General features: G+C 63.3%; 19 protein-coding genes. 14 read left to right on the forward strand and 5 right to left on the reverse strand.

Annotation, left to right across the window (positions count from 1 at the left end; translation table 11 throughout):
- The first annotated feature begins 5 nt into the window (after window positions 1-5).
- The 6 genes from NKJ32_RS06410 to rarD all read left to right on the forward strand — a co-directional run bounded on the left by NKJ32_RS06410 (window position 6) and on the right by rarD (window position 5,168).
- Window positions 6-497 carry a GFA family protein gene (locus NKJ32_RS06410; protein WP_023677742.1) on the forward strand — a complete coding sequence of 164 codons (492 nt, stop codon included), beginning with the start codon at window positions 6-8 and terminating at the stop codon, window positions 495-497.
- Complete coding sequence (locus NKJ32_RS06415) at window positions 494-970, forward strand: GFA family protein (RefSeq protein ID WP_352827086.1); 477 nt, start codon at window positions 494-496, stop codon at window positions 968-970. Before NKJ32_RS06410 ends, NKJ32_RS06415 begins: the two co-directional genes overlap by 4 nt.
- Window positions 967-1,923 (forward strand): prolyl aminopeptidase, encoded by a 957-nt coding sequence (gene pip, locus NKJ32_RS06420; RefSeq protein ID WP_352827088.1) that lies wholly within the window; start codon window positions 967-969, stop codon window positions 1,921-1,923. The genes NKJ32_RS06415 and pip overlap by 4 nt, the downstream gene beginning before the upstream one ends.
- Window positions 1,920-3,542, forward strand: a complete 1,623-nt coding sequence (gene cimA / locus NKJ32_RS06425; RefSeq protein ID WP_352827090.1) for a citramalate synthase — start codon at window positions 1,920-1,922, stop codon at window positions 3,540-3,542. The genes pip and cimA overlap by 4 nt, the downstream gene beginning before the upstream one ends.
- Before the next feature lie 3 nt (window positions 3,543-3,545).
- Window positions 3,546-4,085 (forward strand): hypothetical protein, encoded by a 540-nt coding sequence (locus tag NKJ32_RS06430; RefSeq protein ID WP_352501831.1) that lies wholly within the window; start codon window positions 3,546-3,548, stop codon window positions 4,083-4,085.
- A gap of 150 nt (window positions 4,086-4,235) precedes the next feature.
- On the forward strand, window positions 4,236-5,168 hold the full coding sequence (gene rarD / locus NKJ32_RS06435) for an EamA family transporter RarD (RefSeq protein WP_023677738.1): 933 nt from the start codon (window positions 4,236-4,238) through the stop codon (window positions 5,166-5,168).
- A gap of 55 nt (window positions 5,169-5,223) precedes the next feature.
- Here rarD and NKJ32_RS06440 read toward each other — a convergent pair whose 3' ends face one another.
- Complete coding sequence (locus NKJ32_RS06440) at window positions 5,224-5,514, reverse strand: muconolactone Delta-isomerase family protein (protein WP_352569658.1); 291 nt, start codon at window positions 5,512-5,514, stop codon at window positions 5,224-5,226.
- 100 nt (window positions 5,515-5,614) lie between these two features.
- Between NKJ32_RS06440 and NKJ32_RS06445 the strand changes: the two genes are divergently transcribed.
- The gene (locus NKJ32_RS06445; protein WP_352827092.1) at window positions 5,615-6,520 is read left to right on the forward strand and encodes a LysR family transcriptional regulator; all 906 of its coding nucleotides are present in this window, start codon (window positions 5,615-5,617) and stop codon (window positions 6,518-6,520) included.
- Window positions 6,521-6,593: 73 nt separating this feature from the next.
- Here the strand turns inward: NKJ32_RS06445 and NKJ32_RS06450 are convergent, their stop codons facing one another.
- On the reverse strand, window positions 6,594-7,205 hold the full coding sequence (locus NKJ32_RS06450) for an LOG family protein (protein WP_352827094.1): 612 nt from the start codon (window positions 7,203-7,205) through the stop codon (window positions 6,594-6,596).
- A gap of 114 nt (window positions 7,206-7,319) precedes the next feature.
- Between NKJ32_RS06450 and NKJ32_RS06455 the strand changes: the two genes are divergently transcribed.
- The 4 genes from NKJ32_RS06455 (at window position 7,320) to NKJ32_RS06470 (ending at window position 11,603) form a co-directional block, all read left to right on the forward strand.
- On the forward strand, window positions 7,320-8,825 hold the full coding sequence (locus NKJ32_RS06455; protein WP_352827096.1) for a LysM peptidoglycan-binding domain-containing protein: 1,506 nt from the start codon (window positions 7,320-7,322) through the stop codon (window positions 8,823-8,825).
- 60 nt (window positions 8,826-8,885) lie between these two features.
- Entirely contained in the window at window positions 8,886-9,260 is a 375-nt protein-coding gene (locus NKJ32_RS06460) for an ArsR/SmtB family transcription factor (RefSeq protein ID WP_352827098.1), read from the forward strand.
- A 20-nt stretch (window positions 9,261-9,280) separates the two neighbouring features.
- A complete protein-coding gene (locus NKJ32_RS06465; RefSeq protein WP_023677732.1) occupies window positions 9,281-11,167 on the forward strand; it encodes an ABCB family ABC transporter ATP-binding protein/permease in 1,887 nt (628 codons plus the stop codon).
- 88 nt (window positions 11,168-11,255) lie between these two features.
- Window positions 11,256-11,603, forward strand: coding sequence for an antibiotic biosynthesis monooxygenase (locus NKJ32_RS06470; protein ID WP_352827100.1), 348 nt, complete (start codon window positions 11,256-11,258; stop codon window positions 11,601-11,603).
- Window positions 11,604-11,608: 5 nt separating this feature from the next.
- Here the strand turns inward: NKJ32_RS06470 and NKJ32_RS06475 are convergent, their stop codons facing one another.
- Both NKJ32_RS06475 and NKJ32_RS06480 read right to left on the reverse strand, forming a co-directional pair.
- On the reverse strand, window positions 11,609-12,286 hold the full coding sequence (locus NKJ32_RS06475) for an SMP-30/gluconolactonase/LRE family protein (RefSeq protein ID WP_352827135.1): 678 nt from the start codon (window positions 12,284-12,286) through the stop codon (window positions 11,609-11,611).
- Window positions 12,190-12,474 carry an SMP-30/gluconolactonase/LRE family protein gene (locus NKJ32_RS06480; protein WP_352827102.1) on the reverse strand — a complete coding sequence of 95 codons (285 nt, stop codon included), beginning with the start codon at window positions 12,472-12,474 and terminating at the stop codon, window positions 12,190-12,192. The genes NKJ32_RS06475 and NKJ32_RS06480 overlap by 97 nt, the downstream gene beginning before the upstream one ends.
- A 263-nt stretch (window positions 12,475-12,737) precedes the next feature.
- Here NKJ32_RS06480 and NKJ32_RS06485 point away from each other — a divergent pair, with 263 nt between their 5' ends.
- The 3 genes from NKJ32_RS06485 to NKJ32_RS06495 all read left to right on the forward strand — a co-directional run bounded on the left by NKJ32_RS06485 (window position 12,738) and on the right by NKJ32_RS06495 (window position 14,760).
- Window positions 12,738-13,436, forward strand: coding sequence for a phosphatidylserine decarboxylase (locus NKJ32_RS06485; protein ID WP_352827104.1), 699 nt, complete (start codon window positions 12,738-12,740; stop codon window positions 13,434-13,436).
- 3 nt (window positions 13,437-13,439) lie between these two features.
- On the forward strand, window positions 13,440-14,255 hold the full coding sequence (locus NKJ32_RS06490) for a CDP-alcohol phosphatidyltransferase family protein (RefSeq protein WP_023677728.1): 816 nt from the start codon (window positions 13,440-13,442) through the stop codon (window positions 14,253-14,255).
- 241 nt (window positions 14,256-14,496) lie between these two features.
- Window positions 14,497-14,760, forward strand: coding sequence for a hypothetical protein (locus tag NKJ32_RS06495; RefSeq protein ID WP_352592069.1), 264 nt, complete (start codon window positions 14,497-14,499; stop codon window positions 14,758-14,760).
- 121 nt (window positions 14,761-14,881) lie between these two features.
- Here NKJ32_RS06495 and NKJ32_RS06500 read toward each other — a convergent pair whose 3' ends face one another.
- Window positions 14,882-17,104: an AMP-binding protein gene (locus NKJ32_RS06500; RefSeq protein WP_352827106.1), complete on the reverse strand. Its 2,223-nt coding sequence runs from the start codon at window positions 17,102-17,104 to the stop codon at window positions 14,882-14,884.
- Window positions 17,105-17,133 lie beyond the last annotated feature (29 nt).

Consider the following 17,133-nt stretch of genomic DNA (forward strand, 5'->3'; position numbering starts at 1 on the left):
GCGCGATGAGCCTCGACAACAGACCGGTCTATACAGGCGGCTGCCAGTGCGGCGCGGTGCGCTTCCGCGTCGAAGGAGCTCTCGGCGATGCTTCCGTATGCCATTGCCGCATGTGCCAGAAGGCGAGCGGCAATTTCTACCTGCCGCTGGTCTCGGTGCGCGGCGCAAGGCTGGACTGGACGCGCGGTGAGCCCAAACGCTTCCGCTCGTCCAACGCGGCTTTGCGCGGTTTCTGCGCCGAATGCGGCACGCCGCTGACCTTCGAAGCGCCCGACGGGGTGGCCCTCGCCATCGCCACATTCGACCACCCCGAGGAGATCGCCCCGACCATCCAATGGGGTGTCGAAGCCAAGCTCCCGTACGTGGATCACGTCCACGAATTGCCAGGTGAGGAAACGATGGCCGACGTCTCGTCGGCCTCCTATCTCGCCGATCTCGTCTCCTACCAACATCCCGACCACGACACCGAACAATGGCCGCCGGAGGAAAAATCATGACCGAAACCGTTCGTACCGGCGGCTGCCAGTGCGGCGCCGTGCGCTTCCGCATCCACGGGGCGCTCGGCCGTCCGTCCATTTGTCATTGCCGCATGTGCCAGAAACAGTTCGGGTCGTTTTTCGGCGCGCTGGTGACAGTGCCGAGCGACGGCGTCGAATGGGTGCGCGAGGAGCCGAGTTACTTTCAGTCGTCGGTCAACATCGATCGCGGCTTCTGCGCCCGCTGCGGCACACCGCTGACCTACCGCCAGCCCGGCGCGCTGGAGATCGCCATCGGCGCCTTCGACGACCGTTCCGATCTGGCGCCGCAGATCCAGGTTAACTACGCCGCCAGGCTGCCTTGGGTCGAGACGATCTTCGACGCGTCGATCCATGACGACCCGGATTTCTACGCGCGACAGGAATCCATCATCTCCTTCCAGCATCCCGATCACGAGACGGCCAACTGGCCGCAGCAGGGCCTGAAATTATGAGCAGCGAATTCCGTACCCTCTATCCCGAGATCGAGGCTTTCGAGTCCGGCATGCTCGACGTTGGCGATGGCCATCAGGTCTATTGGGAGCGCTCCGGCACCAGAGGGGCCAAGCCGGCTGTCTTCCTGCATGGCGGGCCGGGCGGCACCATTTCGCCAAAGCACCGGCGGCTGTTCGATCCGAAGCTGTACGATGTCATCCTGTTCGACCAGCGCGGCTGCGGAAAATCGACGCCCAATGCCTCGCTTGAAGCCAACACCACCTGGCACCTGGTCGCCGACATCGAGCGCCTGCGAAAAATGTGCGGCTTCGACAAATGGCTGGTGTTCGGCGGTTCGTGGGGTTCGACGATGGCGCTGGCCTATGCCGAGACCCACCCCGAGCGGGTCAGCGAACTGGTCGTGCGCGGCATCTACACGCTGACCCGCGCCGAACTCGAATGGTACTACCAGTTCGGCGTGTCGGAGATGTTCCCCGACAAGTGGGAGCGGTTTCTGGCGCCGATCCCGGAGGCCGAGCGCGGCGACATGATGGCCGCCTACCGCAAACGGCTGGTCGGCAGCGATCCTGTGGCGCAGGTCGAGGCCGCCCGCGCCTGGAGCCTGTGGGAGGGCGAGACGATCACGCTGCTGCCGGAACCGGAAACCAGCGGTCCCTTCGGCCAGGATGATTATGCCCTGGCTTTCGCCCGCATCGAGAACCACTATTTCGTCCATGCCGGCTGGCTGGAAGAGGGACAGCTGCTGCGCGATGCATGGAAGCTTAAGGATATCCCGGGTACCATCGTTCACGGCCGCTACGACATGCCGTGCCCGGCGCGCTACGCCTGGGCGCTGCACAAGGCGTGGCCGAAAGCGGATTTCCATCTGATCGAAGGCGCCGGCCACGCCTATTCGGAGCCGGGCATCCTCGACAGGCTGATCCGCGCAACGGACATGTTTGCCGGGAAATGACCATGGCTCGCGAGCGCCTTTATCTGTTCGACACCACGCTGCGCGATGGTCAGCAGACGCCGGGTGTCGACTTCTCCGTCGAGGACAAGATCGCCATCGCCAAGCTGCTCGACGAGTTCGGCATCGACTACGTCGAGGGTGGCTACCCCGGCGCCAATCCAACCGACACCGCCTTCTTTGCCGAGCGTCGCACGGCCGATGCCAAGTTCGTTGCCTTTGGCATGACCAAACGGGCAGGAGTGTCGATCTCGAACGATCCTGGGCTTGCCGCGCTGGTCCAGTCGAAGTCGGACGCCATCTGTTTCGTCGCCAAGAGTTGGGACTACCATGTCCGCGTCGCGCTCGGCTGCACCAATGAGGAGAACCTCGAGGCGATCAAGGCCTCGGTCGAGGCGGCGCTCACTGCCGGCAAGGAGGCGATGGTCGACTGCGAGCATTTCTTCGACGGCTTCAAGGCCAACCCCGATTATGCGCTGGCCTGCGCCAGGACGGCCTGCGATGCCGGCGCGCGCTGGGTGGTGCTGTGCGACACCAATGGCGGCACGCAGCCCTCCGAGGTGCGTTCCATCGTCGAAAAGGTGATCGCCGCCGGCATACCGGGCGACCATCTCGGCATCCACGCCCATGACGACACCGGCCAGGCGGTGGCGAATTCGCTTGCCGCCGTGGAGGCCGGCGTGCGCCAGATCCAGGGCACGCTGAACGGCATCGGCGAGCGCTGCGGCAACGCCAACCTGATCTCGATCGTGCCGACACTGGCGTTGAAGCCGGCCTTTTCCCGCCGCTTTGCTACAGGCATTTCGGCAGAGGCGTTGACCGGTATATCGCGCCTGTCCCGCGCCTTCGACGAGTTGCTGAACCGTGCGCCCGAAGCGCAGGCGCCCTATGTCGGCGCCTCCGCTTTTGCTACCAAGGCCGGCATCCATGCCTCGGCGCTGGCCAAGGAGCCGGCGACCTACGAGCATGTGCCGCCAGAGACCGTCGGCAACCGCCGCCGCGTCATGGTTTCGGACCAGGGCGGCAAGGCCAATTTCCTGGCCGAGCTGAAACGGCGTGGCATCGACATGCCCCGGGACGACCATCGCCTCGACGCGCTGATCGCCGTGGTCAAGGAGCGCGAGGCCGAGGGCTATGCCTACGAAGGTGCCGACGCCAGCTTTGAGCTTTTGGCGCGCAAGATGCTGCACGGCCTGCCGGAATTCTTCCGCGTCACTTCGTTCCGCTGCATGGTCGAGCGCCGCTTCGACGCCAACGGCCAGCTGAAGACGGTCTCGGAGGCGATCGTGAAAGTGCTGGTGGAGGGCGACGAGAAGATGTCGGTGGCCGAAGGCCACGGCCCGGTCAACGCGCTCGACATTGCGCTGCGCAAGGATCTCGGCAAATTCCAGAGCGAGATCGCCGATCTCGAACTGGCCGACTTCAAGGTGCGTATCCTCAACGGCGGCACCGAGGCGATCACCCGCGTGCTGATTGAATCACATGACGGCACCGGTGCGCGCTGGTGGACGGTCGGCGTCTCCGAAAACATCATCGATGCTTCCTTCCAGGCGCTGATGGATTCGATCGTCTATAAGCTGATGAAGAACCGCGACATGGCGGGCTTGGCGGCGGCGGAGTAAGAAATGGGCTTTTCGATAAGCTGGCTGGGCTTTCGCGGTTACGGGATAAAGGAAGCTGCGGCGTTGTTCGGGCGCGAGATTGGCGATCCATCGGAGATTTTCGAAGCGCCTGTGAACGCCTATGCCAGCGAAAAGAACTGGGCGATCATCATCCTCGATCCCTGCAGCTTTCCGAACCCGCCTCAGCAATATCTGGCCGCGATTTCGCAAGAGCGGGAAATCGTGATCGCGCACATAGAAGAGCATGTAATGTTCGCGCGCGCCGAGCTCTGGCGCGACGGAAGGAACATCTGGAAAGTCTGGCACAGCGGCGACAAGACCGTGCGGGACTTGCATGTCACGGGTGATCTCCCCGCGTCTTTCGAAGCGCTGAAGCAACAGTGTTTTTCAAAGCAGGATGAAGAAGATAGCAAAGGTACAGAGGTCGATCTTGTTTTTGACCTTCCCCTCGATCTTGCGGCGGAACTGACGGGCTTTAGGCACGATGAAGGTTCGCCCGACAACGTCTTTTTCGAACTCAAGGAGAAGCCTGCTCCGCCTTGAGACCGTGTCGTGCCGGGCCTGCAATCACTCTCGCAGACAGCGGCAATTGTTCGACGTTTAGCGGTCGTGTTGAACCATCAGCAAGACTCCATTGATCCATCAGCAATTTGCGATGGTTTTGGGCAAGCCGCTGGCGCATAGCCTTGGGCCATGACTACCCAAGCACTTCACATCGAGGCCGACACCAAAGCTCGTCGCGGCTTCCTGCTGGCGCTCGGCGCCTACCTGCTTTGGGGGCTGCTGCCCTTCTACATGAAGGCTGTCGCGCATCTGCCGCTGGCCGAAGTTATCGCCCACCGCATCGTCTGGTCGGTGCCGATCGCGGCCGCTGTCCTGGTCTGGGCCGGTCGCACTGCCGATTTCAAAGCGGCAGTTCGTTCGCCGCGCATCATTTCGATGGCGGTGCTGACGGCGGCGCTGATCTCGGTCAACTGGGGCATCTATGTCTGGGCGATCGCGGTCGACCGCACCATCGAGACCGCGCTCGGCTACTACATCAACCCGCTGGTCAGCGTCGTTGTCGGCGCGCTGCTCCTCGGCGAGCGGCTCGACCGCCTGCAGATCGCGGCGGTGGTGCTGGCGGCAATCGCGGTCGCGGTGCTGACCATCGACGCCGGCAAACTGCCCTGGGTGTCGCTGGTGCTAGCCTTTTCCTTTGCCGCCTATGGCTTCTTCCGCAAGACGCTGCCAATCGGCCCGAGCCAGGGCTTCCTGCTTGAAGTGCTGCTGCTGTCGGTGCCGGCACTCGGCTACATCATCTTCCTGATCGCCACAGGACAGGATCATTTCGTCTCCAGCTCGCTGAACGACACCGCCTTGCTGATCGGCTGCGGTCCGGTCACCGCCGTGCCTCTGCTGTTGTTTGCGTTCGGCGCCAGGCTGCTGCGCCTCTCCACCATCGGCATCATGCAATATATCGCGCCGACGATCGTCTTTTTGATCGCGGTGCTGATTTTCGGTGAACCCTTCGGCAGTGTTCAGGCCATAGCCTTCGGGCTGATCTGGGCGGCACTGGCGATGTACTCCTGGTCGATGTTTTCTTCGGCGCGCAAGACCGTTTCCGCATCAGCTCGAGCCGCGTAACGAAGAAAGGCGGCTGGCCGGTCTTAATGCCGGCAGCCGCGTCTTTCACGAGCGCTCAGCGCTTCGGCCCGAAGCCGGGATATGGCTGCAGCGGCACGACGGCGGCAATATCCATCATGCCGGCCTTGACCAGCGGTAAAGTTGCAAGATGGTGGCGCACATCGACATCGCTGCCGGCTTCGAACATCATGCCGCTGCCGGGAATGTCGCCCCGATTCCACACCTGACGCACGGCGCCTTCGGCATAGAGCGTGCGGCGCTGCTCGGCCTCGCCAGGCAGCAGCGGCGCGAAATCGGCGTCGGTGAACTTTTCGGTGTTGCGCGCAAGAAGGGCAAAGAACTGCATCGGAATCTCCTGATGTTGGCCGTTGGAATGGCGGAAATATTCGCTTCTGCTGGCCAGACAGTCCAAGACTGATTAGGCTAAATTTGAGACCTCACGGGACTTGAGCATCGAAGCAACAATGTTCGACCTGCGCCAGCTCCGCTATTTCATCACGGTGGCCGAAACCGGCAACGTCGGGCGTGCCGCCGAATTGCTGCACATCTCGCAGTCGCCGCTCAGCCGTCAGATCATTCAGCTGGAGGAGCAGCTGGGCGTCGCACTGTTCGAGAGGGCGAGGCAGCGTGTTCATCTCAATGCCGAGGGCCGCGCTTTTCTTGCCGAGGCGCGTGCGCTGCTGGCCCATGCAAGACGGCTGGAGGAACTCGGCCGCAATCTCGCCAGCGGTACGGTCGGCCGTCTCGCCATCGGTTATGTGGAAGGTGCGGTCCATGCCGGGCTTGTCGCTCGGATGCTGCGCCAGTTTCGCCGCGACCGGCCCGAATTTCATCTTCAACTGAAGGGTCAGCGTTCCGCCGCCCAGATCGAAGCGCTGCGCGAACGATCGCTCGATCTGGGCCTTGTCAACACGCCTCCTTCTGCCGATGATCCCGACATCGTCGCCATGCTCATCATGCGCGAGCCGCTGGTTCTGGCGATGCCGGAAGGCGATCCATTGGCAGAAATCGCGGAGATACTGCCGCAGCAACTGGACGGCCGTACCTGGATCACGGTGGTGCGCCAGCCTGACGACACCAACCGCAGCCAATTTCTCGCCGCCTGTGCGAAGGCCGGTTTCCTGCCCGACATAGCCTATGAGACGACCGATCCGTTGACGTCGTTGGGCTTGGTCAGCGCCGGGCTTGGGCTGGCGACGGTGCAGGCCAGCCCGCGGAGTGCCGCCCCGCTTCAGATCGTGTTTCGCGATCTGCCGTGGTTCGAACGCACCGTCTCGATCCATCTCGCCTGGCGGCGTCAGGACAAGCGTGCGGTCATCGGAGACTTGAGGAAGGCAGTAGGGAAGGAGTGAATAGTGAATAGTGAATAGACAGGCGCCGGTTTGGAAAGTCTTCTACTTCACCATTCACCATTCACCATTCACTCTACATCTTATCAATCACCGACTGCACGCCCTCCGTCGGTGCATCGACGGAGGATCCCGCCACCATGATAGCGGCGACGATTGCTTCCGGATCCTCGACCACCAGCGGCTTGACCCGTTGCGCCGTGTGGATGAAGCCCTCCGCTGCCATGTGGTCGAGCAACGCCAGCATCGGATCCCAGAAGCCTCCGACGTTGCCGAAGACCATCGGCTTGCGGTGATGGCCGAGCTGTGCCCAAGTCATGATCTCGACGATCTCCTCGACGGTGCCGATGCCGCCGGGCAACGCCACAAAGGCGTCGGATTTCTCAAACATCCTGTGCTTGCGCTGGTGCATGTTGTCGGTGATGACGAGCTCGTCGAGCCGGTTAAGCGCGGTTTCGGTCGCCTCCCTGTTGATCAGAAAACGCGGAATTATGCCGGTTACCTTGCCACCGGCCTTTAATGCCCCTTCAGCGACGGCACCCATGATACCTTTAGTGCCGCCGCCATAAATCAGACGCAGGCCGGACTTGGCGATCGAGCGGCCAAGCAGGTGTCCGGCCTTGATATAGGTCTCATCTCGGCCCGGGGACGAGCCGCAATAGACGCAGACAGATCGAATCGTGTTCATGTTATGATTGGTGATAGGGACTATTGGCATGGTCAAGCCCTGGGGCGGGCTTTTTCTTGTCGGCTTTGGTAAAACAGGCTAGACCGAAATTAGGTGGCTAAGGGGCAGGGAAACATGGCAATTAATCCATTGAAGGCGTTTTTGTTCGCGGCTGGCGGCTCTGTCGCCGCGGCGGGAACCGCCTATGTATCGGGCGCGCTCGACCCGTATCTCAATTCTACCCGGCCTGCGGAGGTCGCGGCGCTGACGCCGCCGGCTTCGAAACCGGCCGCTCCGGCGACCGAGGGCCGGCTGCCGCCTGCGCCCGCCGCGTCCACCGATGCCGCAGCGCCCGCCGCGCCGGCCGCAGCAGGTGCAATCGTGCCGACCTTCGACATCGTGCGTGTCGAAAGCAACGGCTCGATCGTCGTCGCCGGCAATGCGGCGCCCAACGCCAAGGTCGAGATTCTCAACGGTTCGGCTGTGCTCGGCTCGACGGTCGCCGGTCCCGACGGCGCCTTTGCCATTATTCTCGACGATCCGTTGAAGCCCGGCGACTACACGATCACACTGCGCTCGACGGCTGGCAATGTCGTGACCGCCTCGGCGCAGACCGCCGTCGTTTCGATCCCCCAGAATTCCACCGGCCAAGTGCTGGCAATGGTCGAGGAGCCGGGCAAGCCGTCCGAACTGCTCACTGTTCCTGCCCCTCAGGCGAAATCTGACGCCTCGCCGCCTGTCGGCGAACAGGCGGCCGTTCAGCCACCCGCCACCGGCACCGAATTGCCGGCTGCCGCAGCGCCGGCGCCAGCCGCCCCGGCGGCTGATGTTCCAGCAGCGCCTGCTCCTGCCGCGCCGGCCGCTGTTGAAGCCGCGCCGGCTCCGGCAGCACCCGCCACACCGGCAGCGCCCGCTACTCCCGCGGTGGAGCCGAAGATCGTCGTCGAAGCTGTCGAAATCGACGGCAACAAGATTTTCGTTGCCGGCCTCGCCGATCCCGGCCGCAAGGTGCGTGCCTATGCCAACGATATCCTGCTCGGTGACGCGAAGACCTCGCCCGACCGCCACTTCCTGGTCGAAGCGACACGCGACATCCCGGTCGGCACCTACACCATCCACGTCGATGCGCTCGACGCCGACGGCGTGACGGTGGTGGCCCGTGCGGCTGTGCCGTTCGAGCGCGAGCCTGGTGAGGCGGTTGCGGCCGTGGCGCCGGCCGAGCAGAAGCCTGCCGGGGTAAAACAAGCCGAGCCGAATGCTCCGGCGACCGAAGCCGCACCGGCAACGGCCGCCGAAACGCCCGCAACTGCCCCCACTCCTGCAACCGAGGCCCCGGCCGAAATGGCTGTCGCAACGCCTCCGGGCGAAACTCCCGAGACCGTGGCGCCAAAGCTCGAACATGCCGATGGCGCAGTCATCATCCGCCGCCATGACACGCTGTGGCGGATTTCGCGGCGGGTCTATGGCCAGGGCATGCGCTACTCGACCATCTATCTCGCCAACCAGGACCAGATCAGCAATCCGAACCGCATCTGGCCGGGGCAGGTGTTCAAGGTGCCGGAGAAATCGAAGGAAGGCGAGCCCGCCGATCTCAAAGCAATGGGCGACCAGATGACGACGGCGCCAGTCAAGACCGAGTAGCCGTTCTGCCCATCAGGATAGCTTGCGGCAGGGCCAGTCATCGTTTATCGCCGATGGACGATGACCGAATCCCCCCTCGTAACGGACCGAAGCCGCGCGGCAGATGAACGCGCGCCGGCCAACTGCACGCCGGCCAACTGCACGCCGGATAGCCGCGTTGTCGCTGTCCGGCTCGCGGCCCTTTCGCATCCAGCGCGGATCGAAATTCTCAAACACCTTTCCGCAAGCCGTTCCTGCTGCTGTCGCGAGGTCGTCGAGCATCTCGACCTGGCGCAGTCCACCGTTTCCCAGCATTTGAAGATCCTGGTCGAGGCCGGGCTGATCCGCTTCGAGCCTGACCGCCAGCGCTCGCGCTATGAGCTCGACCGCGCCGCGCTCGCCGATGTTTCGGCATCGCTGGCCGCGCTGGTCGATTCCTGCTGCTCCGGCCGCTAAAATCATAAAGGTAAACAAGAATGGCCGAGAAAACCGTTTCCGCAGATTCCGGCTCGACCTTCAGAACGTTGCGCAATCTCTGGCCCTATATGTGGCCGGCCGACCGCGCCGACCTGAGGGCGCGCGTGGTGTGGGCAACCGTACTGCTGGTTGTCGCCAAGCTGACCCTGGTGGCCGGACCCTATTTCTTCAAATGGGCGACCGACGCACTGGCCGGCGATAGCAAATCGCCGCCGCCGCTGCCGGCCCTGCTGCTGGCGCCGGTCATGCTGGTCGTCGCCTACAATGCCGTGCGGCTGGTGCAGCTCGGCTTCAACCAGTTGCGCGACGCCCTGTTTGCACGGGTCGGCCAGCATGCGGTGCGCCGGCTCGCCTTCCGCACCTTCGTGCACATGCACGAACTGTCGCTGCGCTTCCACCTCGAACGGCGCACCGGCGGACTGTCGCGCGTCATCGAGCGCGGCACCAAGGGCATCGAGACGATCGTCCGCTTCACCATGCTGGCGACGGCGCCGACAATCGTCGAATTCGCGCTCACCGCCGGCATCTTCGCCGTCACCTATGGCTGGCTATACGTCTTGGTGATCGCGGTCACGGTCTGGCTCTATGTCTGGTTCACCGTCAGGGCGAGCGATTGGCGTATTTCGATCCGCCGTGAGATGAACGAAAGCGACAATGAAGCCAGCACGAAGGCGATCGACTCGCTGCTCAACTACGAAACAGTCAAATATTTCAATAACGAAGCCATGGAGGCCGAGCGGTTCGACCGGTCCACGGCGCGCTATGAGTTGGCGGCGACCAGGACCTGGACCTCGCTTGGCTGGCTGAACTTCGGCCAAGGTGTGATCTTCGGTATCGGCATGACCGTCGTCATGGTGATGTCGGCGCTCGAGGTGAAGGCGGGCACACAGAGCGTCGGCGATTTCGTCTTCGTCAACGCCATGCTCATGCAGCTTTCGGTGCCGCTGAATTTCATCGGCATGATCTACCGCGAAATTCGCCAGGGCCTGACCGACATCGAAAATATGTTCGATCTGCTCGACGTCAAGCGTGAGATCGTCGATCGGCCGGGCGCCAAGCCGCTGGTCGTCGATGCCGGCAGGGTCGAGTTCCGCGACGTACATTTTTCCTACGACCCCAACCGCAAGATCCTGAAGGGCATCAGCTTCGAGGTGCCAGCCGGCAAGACGGTGGCCATCGTCGGCCCCTCCGGAGCCGGCAAGTCGACCATTTCGCGGCTTTTGTTTCGCTTCTACGACATCCAGCGCGGCAAGATTCTGATCGACGGCCAGGACATTCGCGACGTGACGCAGGAGAGCTTGCGCGCTGCCATCGGCATGGTGCCGCAGGACACGGTGCTGTTTAACGACACCATCGCCTACAACATCCGCTACGGCCGCGTCGGCGCCAGCGAGGAGGATGTGCGCAAGGCGGCAGAACTGGCCCAGATCGGACCATTCATCGAGCGGCTGCCCGACGGCTATCGCTCAATGGTCGGCGAGCGCGGATTAAAACTGTCCGGCGGCGAGAAGCAGCGGGTGGCGATTGCCCGCACCATTTTGAAGGCACCGCCGATCCTGATGCTCGACGAGGCGACCTCGGCGCTGGACAGCCACACCGAGCAGGAGATCCAGGCGGCACTCGACCTGGTCAGCCAGGGCCGCACCACCCTCGTCATCGCCCATCGGCTGTCCACAGTGATTTCGGCCGACGAGATCATCGTCCTGCAGGATGGCCAGATCGCCGAGCGCGGCACCCATGTCGCCTTGATAGCCAAGCGCGGCCTTTATGCATCGATGTGGGACCGCCAGCGCGAGGCAAGCGAGGCCGAGGAGCGGCTGCGCATCGCCCGCGAAAGCGACGAGTTCGGCGTCGTCGTCCGCCGTCGCACCTCGGAGGTGAGCTGAAAATTCGTGCTTGACCTCAACTTAAGTTGGGATCGTAGACCGTTTTGGATCGCAGCAAGATGCGTGCTTCAAAACGGAGACAATCGATATGAGCGAGATAAATCAGGCAATTAATGGCGGCAGCGTATTCCGGGTGGACAAGTTTGTCGTTCCGACCTCCGCTCGCGAGGAGATTCTTGCCAAGGTCCGGATGACGCATGATTTGCTGCGCCAGCAGCAAGGGTTCGTCCAGGATTTCCTGCTTGAGCAATTCTCGGGGCCGGGCGAGTTCAACCTCGTGACCATTGTCGAATGGGAAGGGCAGGCCGCCGTCGACAAGGTCGTGCCGATCATCAAGGCCGCGCATGAGCGCAGCGGCTTCAATCCTCAGGAGACCATCGCGCGACTTGGCGTCAAGGCCGATATTGCCAACTATCAGCGGATTCCCCGGATGTAAGCTCCCTACGGCCAGCCGGCGCCCGGCGCAGTAGCGTCGACGCTGAGCACTTGGCCGGTACGGGCATCGCTGATCATATGTTCGAAGCCGCGCCATTCGGCGGCGACGATGAACAGCGTTTTTCCCTCGCTGCCGCCGAGCATGCAGGCAAAGCAGCCGCGGTCGACGTCGACGCTTTCGAGCATCGCGCCGCCCTCGCGCACCCGCACGCAATGCCGGTTCGGAACGTCGGCATACCAGGCCGCACCTTCGGCATCGAGGCAGATCCCATCGGGAAAACCGTTGCCGAGATTGGCCCAGACCCTGCGGTTGGAAAGGCCACCATCGGCAGCGATGTCGAAGGCGGTCAGCCGGTTGGCGTGGGACTCGGCAACGATAAGCGTCTTGTTGTCAGGCGTCACCGCCATGCCATTGGCGAAGGCGAGGTTCTCAGCCACCTGCTGAACCGAGCCGTCAGGCGCGACCAGCACGATGGCGCCGGGGCCGAAATGCTGGCCGGGACCCGGAGCAGGCCCACCGCCATTGACATAGATGTTGCCGCGTCCATCGACGACGATCTCGTTCCACGGGCTCTTCGACAGGTGTCTCAGATCGGCATGGGTGACCAGCCTCCCGTCTGCCTCCTGCTGAGGACCAGCCCCTCGCAGCCGGAGACGACAAGCAGGCGCCCGTCCGGCAGCCAGTCAATGGAATAGGGCAGGGTGGCCGGCACGGTGAGCGCGATCTCGCTGTTGCCTAGGGCGTCAACGGCGATGATCTGGCCTGTGCCCCAGTTGCAGAACCACAGCCGGCCATCGTGCCAGCGCGGTGACTCGCCGAAGGCCAAGCCGTTCATCACCACTTGCACTTGCCTAGCTGCTGATTTCTGCATGGGCCGAGAACCTCCGGGTTTGCGCAAATCGTCATGGCCGAAAGGCCGATGAGAGGCGCTGTCTTGCCAAGGACGGGCGAGAGTGCTGCGTTCCGACAATCGCAATGAACATTTCCGGTTGATCACTTCGGCAGTCCGGATTCTGCTAACGGCATCCTGAAACGGCGGCGACCGCCACCCCCGAGCGCTCTCATTGTCGCGTTGCGACCGCGGGGTGTTTCCGCTATTGAGGCCGGACTTGGAACCAAGGTTGCCCTCATCCCATGAGCATCGTTGACACGATCAAGAATGCGTTCGTTCCGATCCATCGCGAGGGTTATCCCTTTATCGCTGCGTTCGGCGCGGCGACGCTCTTTCTTGGCTACTTCTCCTCGACCCTGTTCTGGATCGGTCTCATCCTGACGGCCTGGTGCGCCTATTTCTTCCGCGATCCCGAGCGTGTCACGCCGATCGATGACCGGCTGGTTGTCAGCCCGGCCGACGGCATCGTCTCGGCGGTTGGCCCGGCCGTGCCGCCGCGCGAGCTTGGCCTCGGCGGCGGTGAAATGACCCGCATCTCGGTGTTCATGAACGTCTTTTCCTGCCACGTGAACCGCTCCCCGGTGCGCGGCCGCATTTCCAGGATCGAGCATCGGCCAGGAAAATTCCTCAACGCCGAACTCGACAAGGCAAGCACCGAGAACGAGCGCAACGGGCTGGTCATCGAAAGCCCCAATGGAACGGTCGCCGCGGTACAGATTGCCGGCTTGGTGGCGCGGCGCATCGTCTGCTGGGCCGAGCCCGGCGGCGCCATCGGCACCGGCGAGCGCTTCGGGCTGATCCGCTTTGGCTCGCGCGTCGATGTATTCCTGCCCTCGACCGCGACGCCGCGTGTCGCCGTCGGCCAGACCGCAGTTGGCGGTGAGACGGTGCTGGCGGAATTCGGCGGCGTTGCCGCAACGCCGCTCGTGCGGATCTCCTGACCGGTGGCCCCGCCGTTCAAGAAATTCGAGGCGCATGGCGGCGGTGGCCCGCGCATTCGCGAAATCCCGATGCGCATGGTGCTGCCCAATCTGGTCACGGTGCTCGCCATCTGCGCCGGCCTGTCAGGTATTCGCTTCGGCTTCGAGGGCCGCTTCGAGCCAGCGGTGGTAATGGTGCTGCTCGCGGCCTTCCTCGATGGTATCGACGGCCGTCTGGCGCGAATGCTGAAGGCGACTTCCAAATTCGGCGCCCAGATGGATTCGCTGGCCGATATCGTCAATTTCGGCGTGGCACCGGCGCTGGTGCTCTATGCCTTTCTGCTCGACAGGGCAGGTTCGCCGGGCTGGATCGCCGCGCTGCTGTTCACCATCGCCTGTGGGATGAGGCTTGCCCGTTTCAACGTGCTCGACGAAGAGCTCGACCGTCCGCAGTGGCAGACCGAATATTTCGTCGGCGTGCCGGCGCCGGCGGGTGCGGTGCTGGTGATGCTGCCGCTCTATCTGTTCTTCCTCAGGCTTGGGCTTGAACCCAGCCGCCTGGCAGCCTTCATTGCCACCGGCTTTACAATATTGGTGGCGTTCCTGCTGGTCAGCAGACTGCCCGTCTATTCCGGCAAGAGCGTCAGGATACCGGGCGACAGGGTGCTGCCGATCATCCTCGCAGTCGTTCTCTACGTCCTGCTTTTGATGACCTATCCCTGGTATACGCTGACGGCCTCGGTTGCCGGCTATCTGGTCTTCTTGCCGTTCAGCGTGCGCGCCTATTCGAGACGCGCCAAGCGCGAAGGCGAGAAGGTGCCGTCCTCGGATATTGGTTGACAGATTTGGTGCCAGTTCGCGTTGCGCCTGGCAGTGCATGATTCCGAAAAGGGTCGTCCGTTTAGACTCAGGATCGGCTCACACAGCGCGCCGCTGTGGAATGCACCTCAAAAACCCCGTTTTCGGAACTTGCTGGGCGGCTAGACCGTTTGTGTTTGGTAGGTCCGTCTGAGCGGCTGCTCGTGGTACGTCGTCTACGTCGCGCAAGCTGCCGCATCGGCACCATCGGAAACGAGGAGAAATGGCTGTCATCCTCATCGGCGTGTTACTGACTGTCGCCGGCCTCGTCTATATGGCGGTAGCAGCCATCATGCGCGGGCGGCTTAGTGAACCGACCGCTGTCTCCACCGCGCCGGACAGTCCGACGCCCAATCTCGCAACACCAGGTCCAACCCTGGAGCCGCGGCGGCGCGGGCTCCGTTTTCTCGGCCTGTCGCAGAACTGGCCGGGCCTGCTGATGATGGCCGTCGGCGCCATTCTGCTGTTGTCGGTGGTGGTCTTCTAATGCATTCGCGCAAAAGTGTGCAGCGGTTTTGCGATAACGGCATGCATAAAAGCAAGAATCTAAAGCGTGTCGCACAAGGCCGGTCGAACGCGACGCGCTTTAGAGTTCTCGACAGCAAACCTCAGGCGGGTGCGCTCAGTCCCAGCCTCTCGAGTGCCAGCTTTCTAGTCGAGACATAGTCGGTCTTGCCGGAGCCCAGTACAGGGATCTCCTCGACCTTGACGATGTCGTTCGGCACCATCAGTTCGGCCGCGCCGGCTTTTTTGCCGAATTCGCGCAATTCGTGGGGATCGGCATTGTCGGCGGTGGTGACCAGAACGAGGCGCTCGCCGCGCCGCTTGTCCGGCACCGCTACCACGGCGTGATGCTCTTCCGGCCACAGCGACTGCACCAGCATCTCGACCGCACCAAGCGATACCATCTCGCCGGCTATCTTCGCGAAGCGCTTGGCGCGGCCGCGAATGGTGATGAAGCCTTCGCGATCGACCGAAACGATATCGCCGGTGTCGTGCCAGCCTTCGAGCGGCTGCAGCTCGCCAGGCCGGTCGCCGGTCATGTAGCCCATCATCAGGTTCGGCCCGTCGAGCCACAGCCGGCCGGCGTCGCTGATGCCTTCGACCGGTTCGAGTTTCATGCGCATGGCCGGCAGCAGCCGCCCGACCGTTCCATCGCGGCCGTGGATGGCGGTGTTGACGGCAACCACTGGTGCGGCCTCGGTCAAGCCAAAACCTTCGATGATCTCGGCCTGGAAGCGCTCGCGGTAAACCCGGCGCGTCTCCGGCTTCACCGCCTCGGCACCGGCCACGACGAAGCGCAGGCTGGAAAAATCGCCGTCCTTGGCGGTGCGGGCATAGTTGGCGAGGAACGTGTCGGTGCCGAACATCACCGTCGGCCGGACCTTGCGCGCCACCTCCGGAATAAGTTTGTAGTGGAGCGGTGACGGGTAGAGGAACAGCTTTACTCCGGTGACCAGCGGCAGGATGGTGCCGCCGGTCAGCCCGAACGAGTGGAACACCGGCAGCACGTTGAGCAGGATATCGGCCGGCGAGATGGTGATGCGAGCTTCCGCCTGCATCGTATTGGCAAGAAGGTTCCGGTGCGACAGCACCACGGCCTTGGGCGTGCCTTCCGAGCCGGAGGTGAACAGGATCACCGCCGGCTTGGCTGCATCCTGGCGCTGCAACGGCCAGCGCCACAGCAAGCCGGCTGCGGCCTTGTCCAGCACGGTCACGCTTGCGCGGACATCCTCCAGCCACAGCAGTTTCGCCCCGCCCTTTTCCACCGCCTCGACGATGTCGGCGAGGTTGGCCTTTTCGACAAAGGCGCGTGAGGAGACCACGGTTCGGATCATCGCCGTGCGGACGGCGGCGGTGACGCTGGCCGGGCCGGCAGTATAGTTGATCATTGCTGCCACCCGCGCAGCCGACAAAAGTCCGACGAACGACAGCACGACGCCATTGGCGTTGGGCAGGAGCAGCCCAACCGCTTCGCCCGGCGCTGTTATTGCCTCGAACCGTCGGCCCAAAACCCTGGCGCCGATGAACACTTTCCGGTAGCTCAGGGCACCGCCAATGACGTCCTCGATTATTGGGTGCGAAGCGCCAACACGGTCGGCCGCATCGCGCATGGCGAGGAACAGCCCTCGGTCGAGATCACTGCCGAAAAGCCTGGCCTCGGCGAAGCGATCAAACAGCGCATTGGTGTTGGAGGCCTGATCTGGGTTCCGCGCCACCAGCTCGGCGATGGTCATCGGCTCCCGCGCGCTGATCGACAGCTGCGGAAACCAATGGCGCGGCGCCTTGTCCGCCGGCGTCAGCGAGGCCGGCAGGCTGCGTGCGCCGGCAACGAATACCGGCACGATACGGGCGTCGGCCTGCATGGCGATACGAGTGATGGCGCGAAACAACCGAAACGACTTGACGTCTGGCTCGACCGCATCCGGCAGGTAAACGGCGAGCCGGCCCTTGCCCTTCAGCACCCGCACCAATCTGCGGCTGACGAAGACATGCTCGGCGTTGAAGGCGATGGTGCGGCCGAGCTCGCGCCACGGCTCCAGCCACGGCGATCTGGCCGAAGCCTGGTCGAGGATGTGCAGCGTGTCCTCCGGCAGCAGCGACAGCATCAGCGCCGGCTCGATGCGTGACTGATGCCAGATGACATAGATGACCGGGGCCACCGACCTGCGCGCAATCTTGATGCGCTCGTCGCTGATCCGGTAGGCGAGCTTGAACGGCACGTAGAGCAGCGCCTGGCTCAAACGCAGGCCGAGGCGGAACTTCTCCACCACGCCGATCAGCAGCCAGGCCGCGACAAGACCCGCAAGCAGCGCCAGTGTCAGGATCATCGCCGCATCTCCCAACGATCTCACGTCAC

It is taken from the genome of Mesorhizobium sp. M0159 (genome assembly GCF_040322295.1).
GTDB lineage: Bacteria > Pseudomonadota > Alphaproteobacteria > Rhizobiales > Rhizobiaceae > Mesorhizobium.

Excerpts from the sequence above, each read along its gene's own strand:
- NKJ32_RS06410 (WP_023677742.1), top strand. The coding sequence starts at position 6 with ATGAGCCTCGACAACAGACCGGTCTATACAGGCGGCTGCCAGTGCGGC.
- NKJ32_RS06415 (WP_352827086.1), top strand. The coding sequence starts at position 494 with ATGACCGAAACCGTTCGTACCGGCGGCTGCCAGTGCGGCGCCGTGCGC.
- pip (WP_352827088.1), top strand. The coding sequence starts at position 967 with ATGAGCAGCGAATTCCGTACCCTCTATCCCGAGATCGAGGCTTTCGAG.
- cimA (WP_352827090.1), top strand. The coding sequence starts at position 1,920 with ATGACCATGGCTCGCGAGCGCCTTTATCTGTTCGACACCACGCTGCGC.
- NKJ32_RS06430 (WP_352501831.1), top strand. The coding sequence starts at position 3,546 with ATGGGCTTTTCGATAAGCTGGCTGGGCTTTCGCGGTTACGGGATAAAG.
- rarD (WP_023677738.1), top strand. The coding sequence starts at position 4,236 with ATGACTACCCAAGCACTTCACATCGAGGCCGACACCAAAGCTCGTCGC.
- NKJ32_RS06440 (WP_352569658.1), bottom strand. The coding sequence starts at position 5,514 with ATGCAGTTCTTTGCCCTTCTTGCGCGCAACACCGAAAAGTTCACCGAC.
- NKJ32_RS06450 (WP_352827094.1), bottom strand. The coding sequence starts at position 7,205 with ATGAACACGATTCGATCTGTCTGCGTCTATTGCGGCTCGTCCCCGGGC.
- NKJ32_RS06455 (WP_352827096.1), top strand. The coding sequence starts at position 7,320 with ATGGCAATTAATCCATTGAAGGCGTTTTTGTTCGCGGCTGGCGGCTCT.
- NKJ32_RS06460 (WP_352827098.1), top strand. The coding sequence starts at position 8,886 with ATGACCGAATCCCCCCTCGTAACGGACCGAAGCCGCGCGGCAGATGAA.
- NKJ32_RS06465 (WP_023677732.1), top strand. The coding sequence starts at position 9,281 with ATGGCCGAGAAAACCGTTTCCGCAGATTCCGGCTCGACCTTCAGAACG.
- NKJ32_RS06470 (WP_352827100.1), top strand. The coding sequence starts at position 11,256 with ATGAGCGAGATAAATCAGGCAATTAATGGCGGCAGCGTATTCCGGGTG.
- NKJ32_RS06480 (WP_352827102.1), bottom strand. The coding sequence starts at position 12,474 with ATGCAGAAATCAGCAGCTAGGCAAGTGCAAGTGGTGATGAACGGCTTG.
- NKJ32_RS06485 (WP_352827104.1), top strand. The coding sequence starts at position 12,738 with ATGAGCATCGTTGACACGATCAAGAATGCGTTCGTTCCGATCCATCGC.
- NKJ32_RS06495 (WP_352592069.1), top strand. The coding sequence starts at position 14,497 with ATGGCTGTCATCCTCATCGGCGTGTTACTGACTGTCGCCGGCCTCGTC.
- NKJ32_RS06500 (WP_352827106.1), bottom strand. The coding sequence starts at position 17,104 with ATGATCCTGACACTGGCGCTGCTTGCGGGTCTTGTCGCGGCCTGGCTG.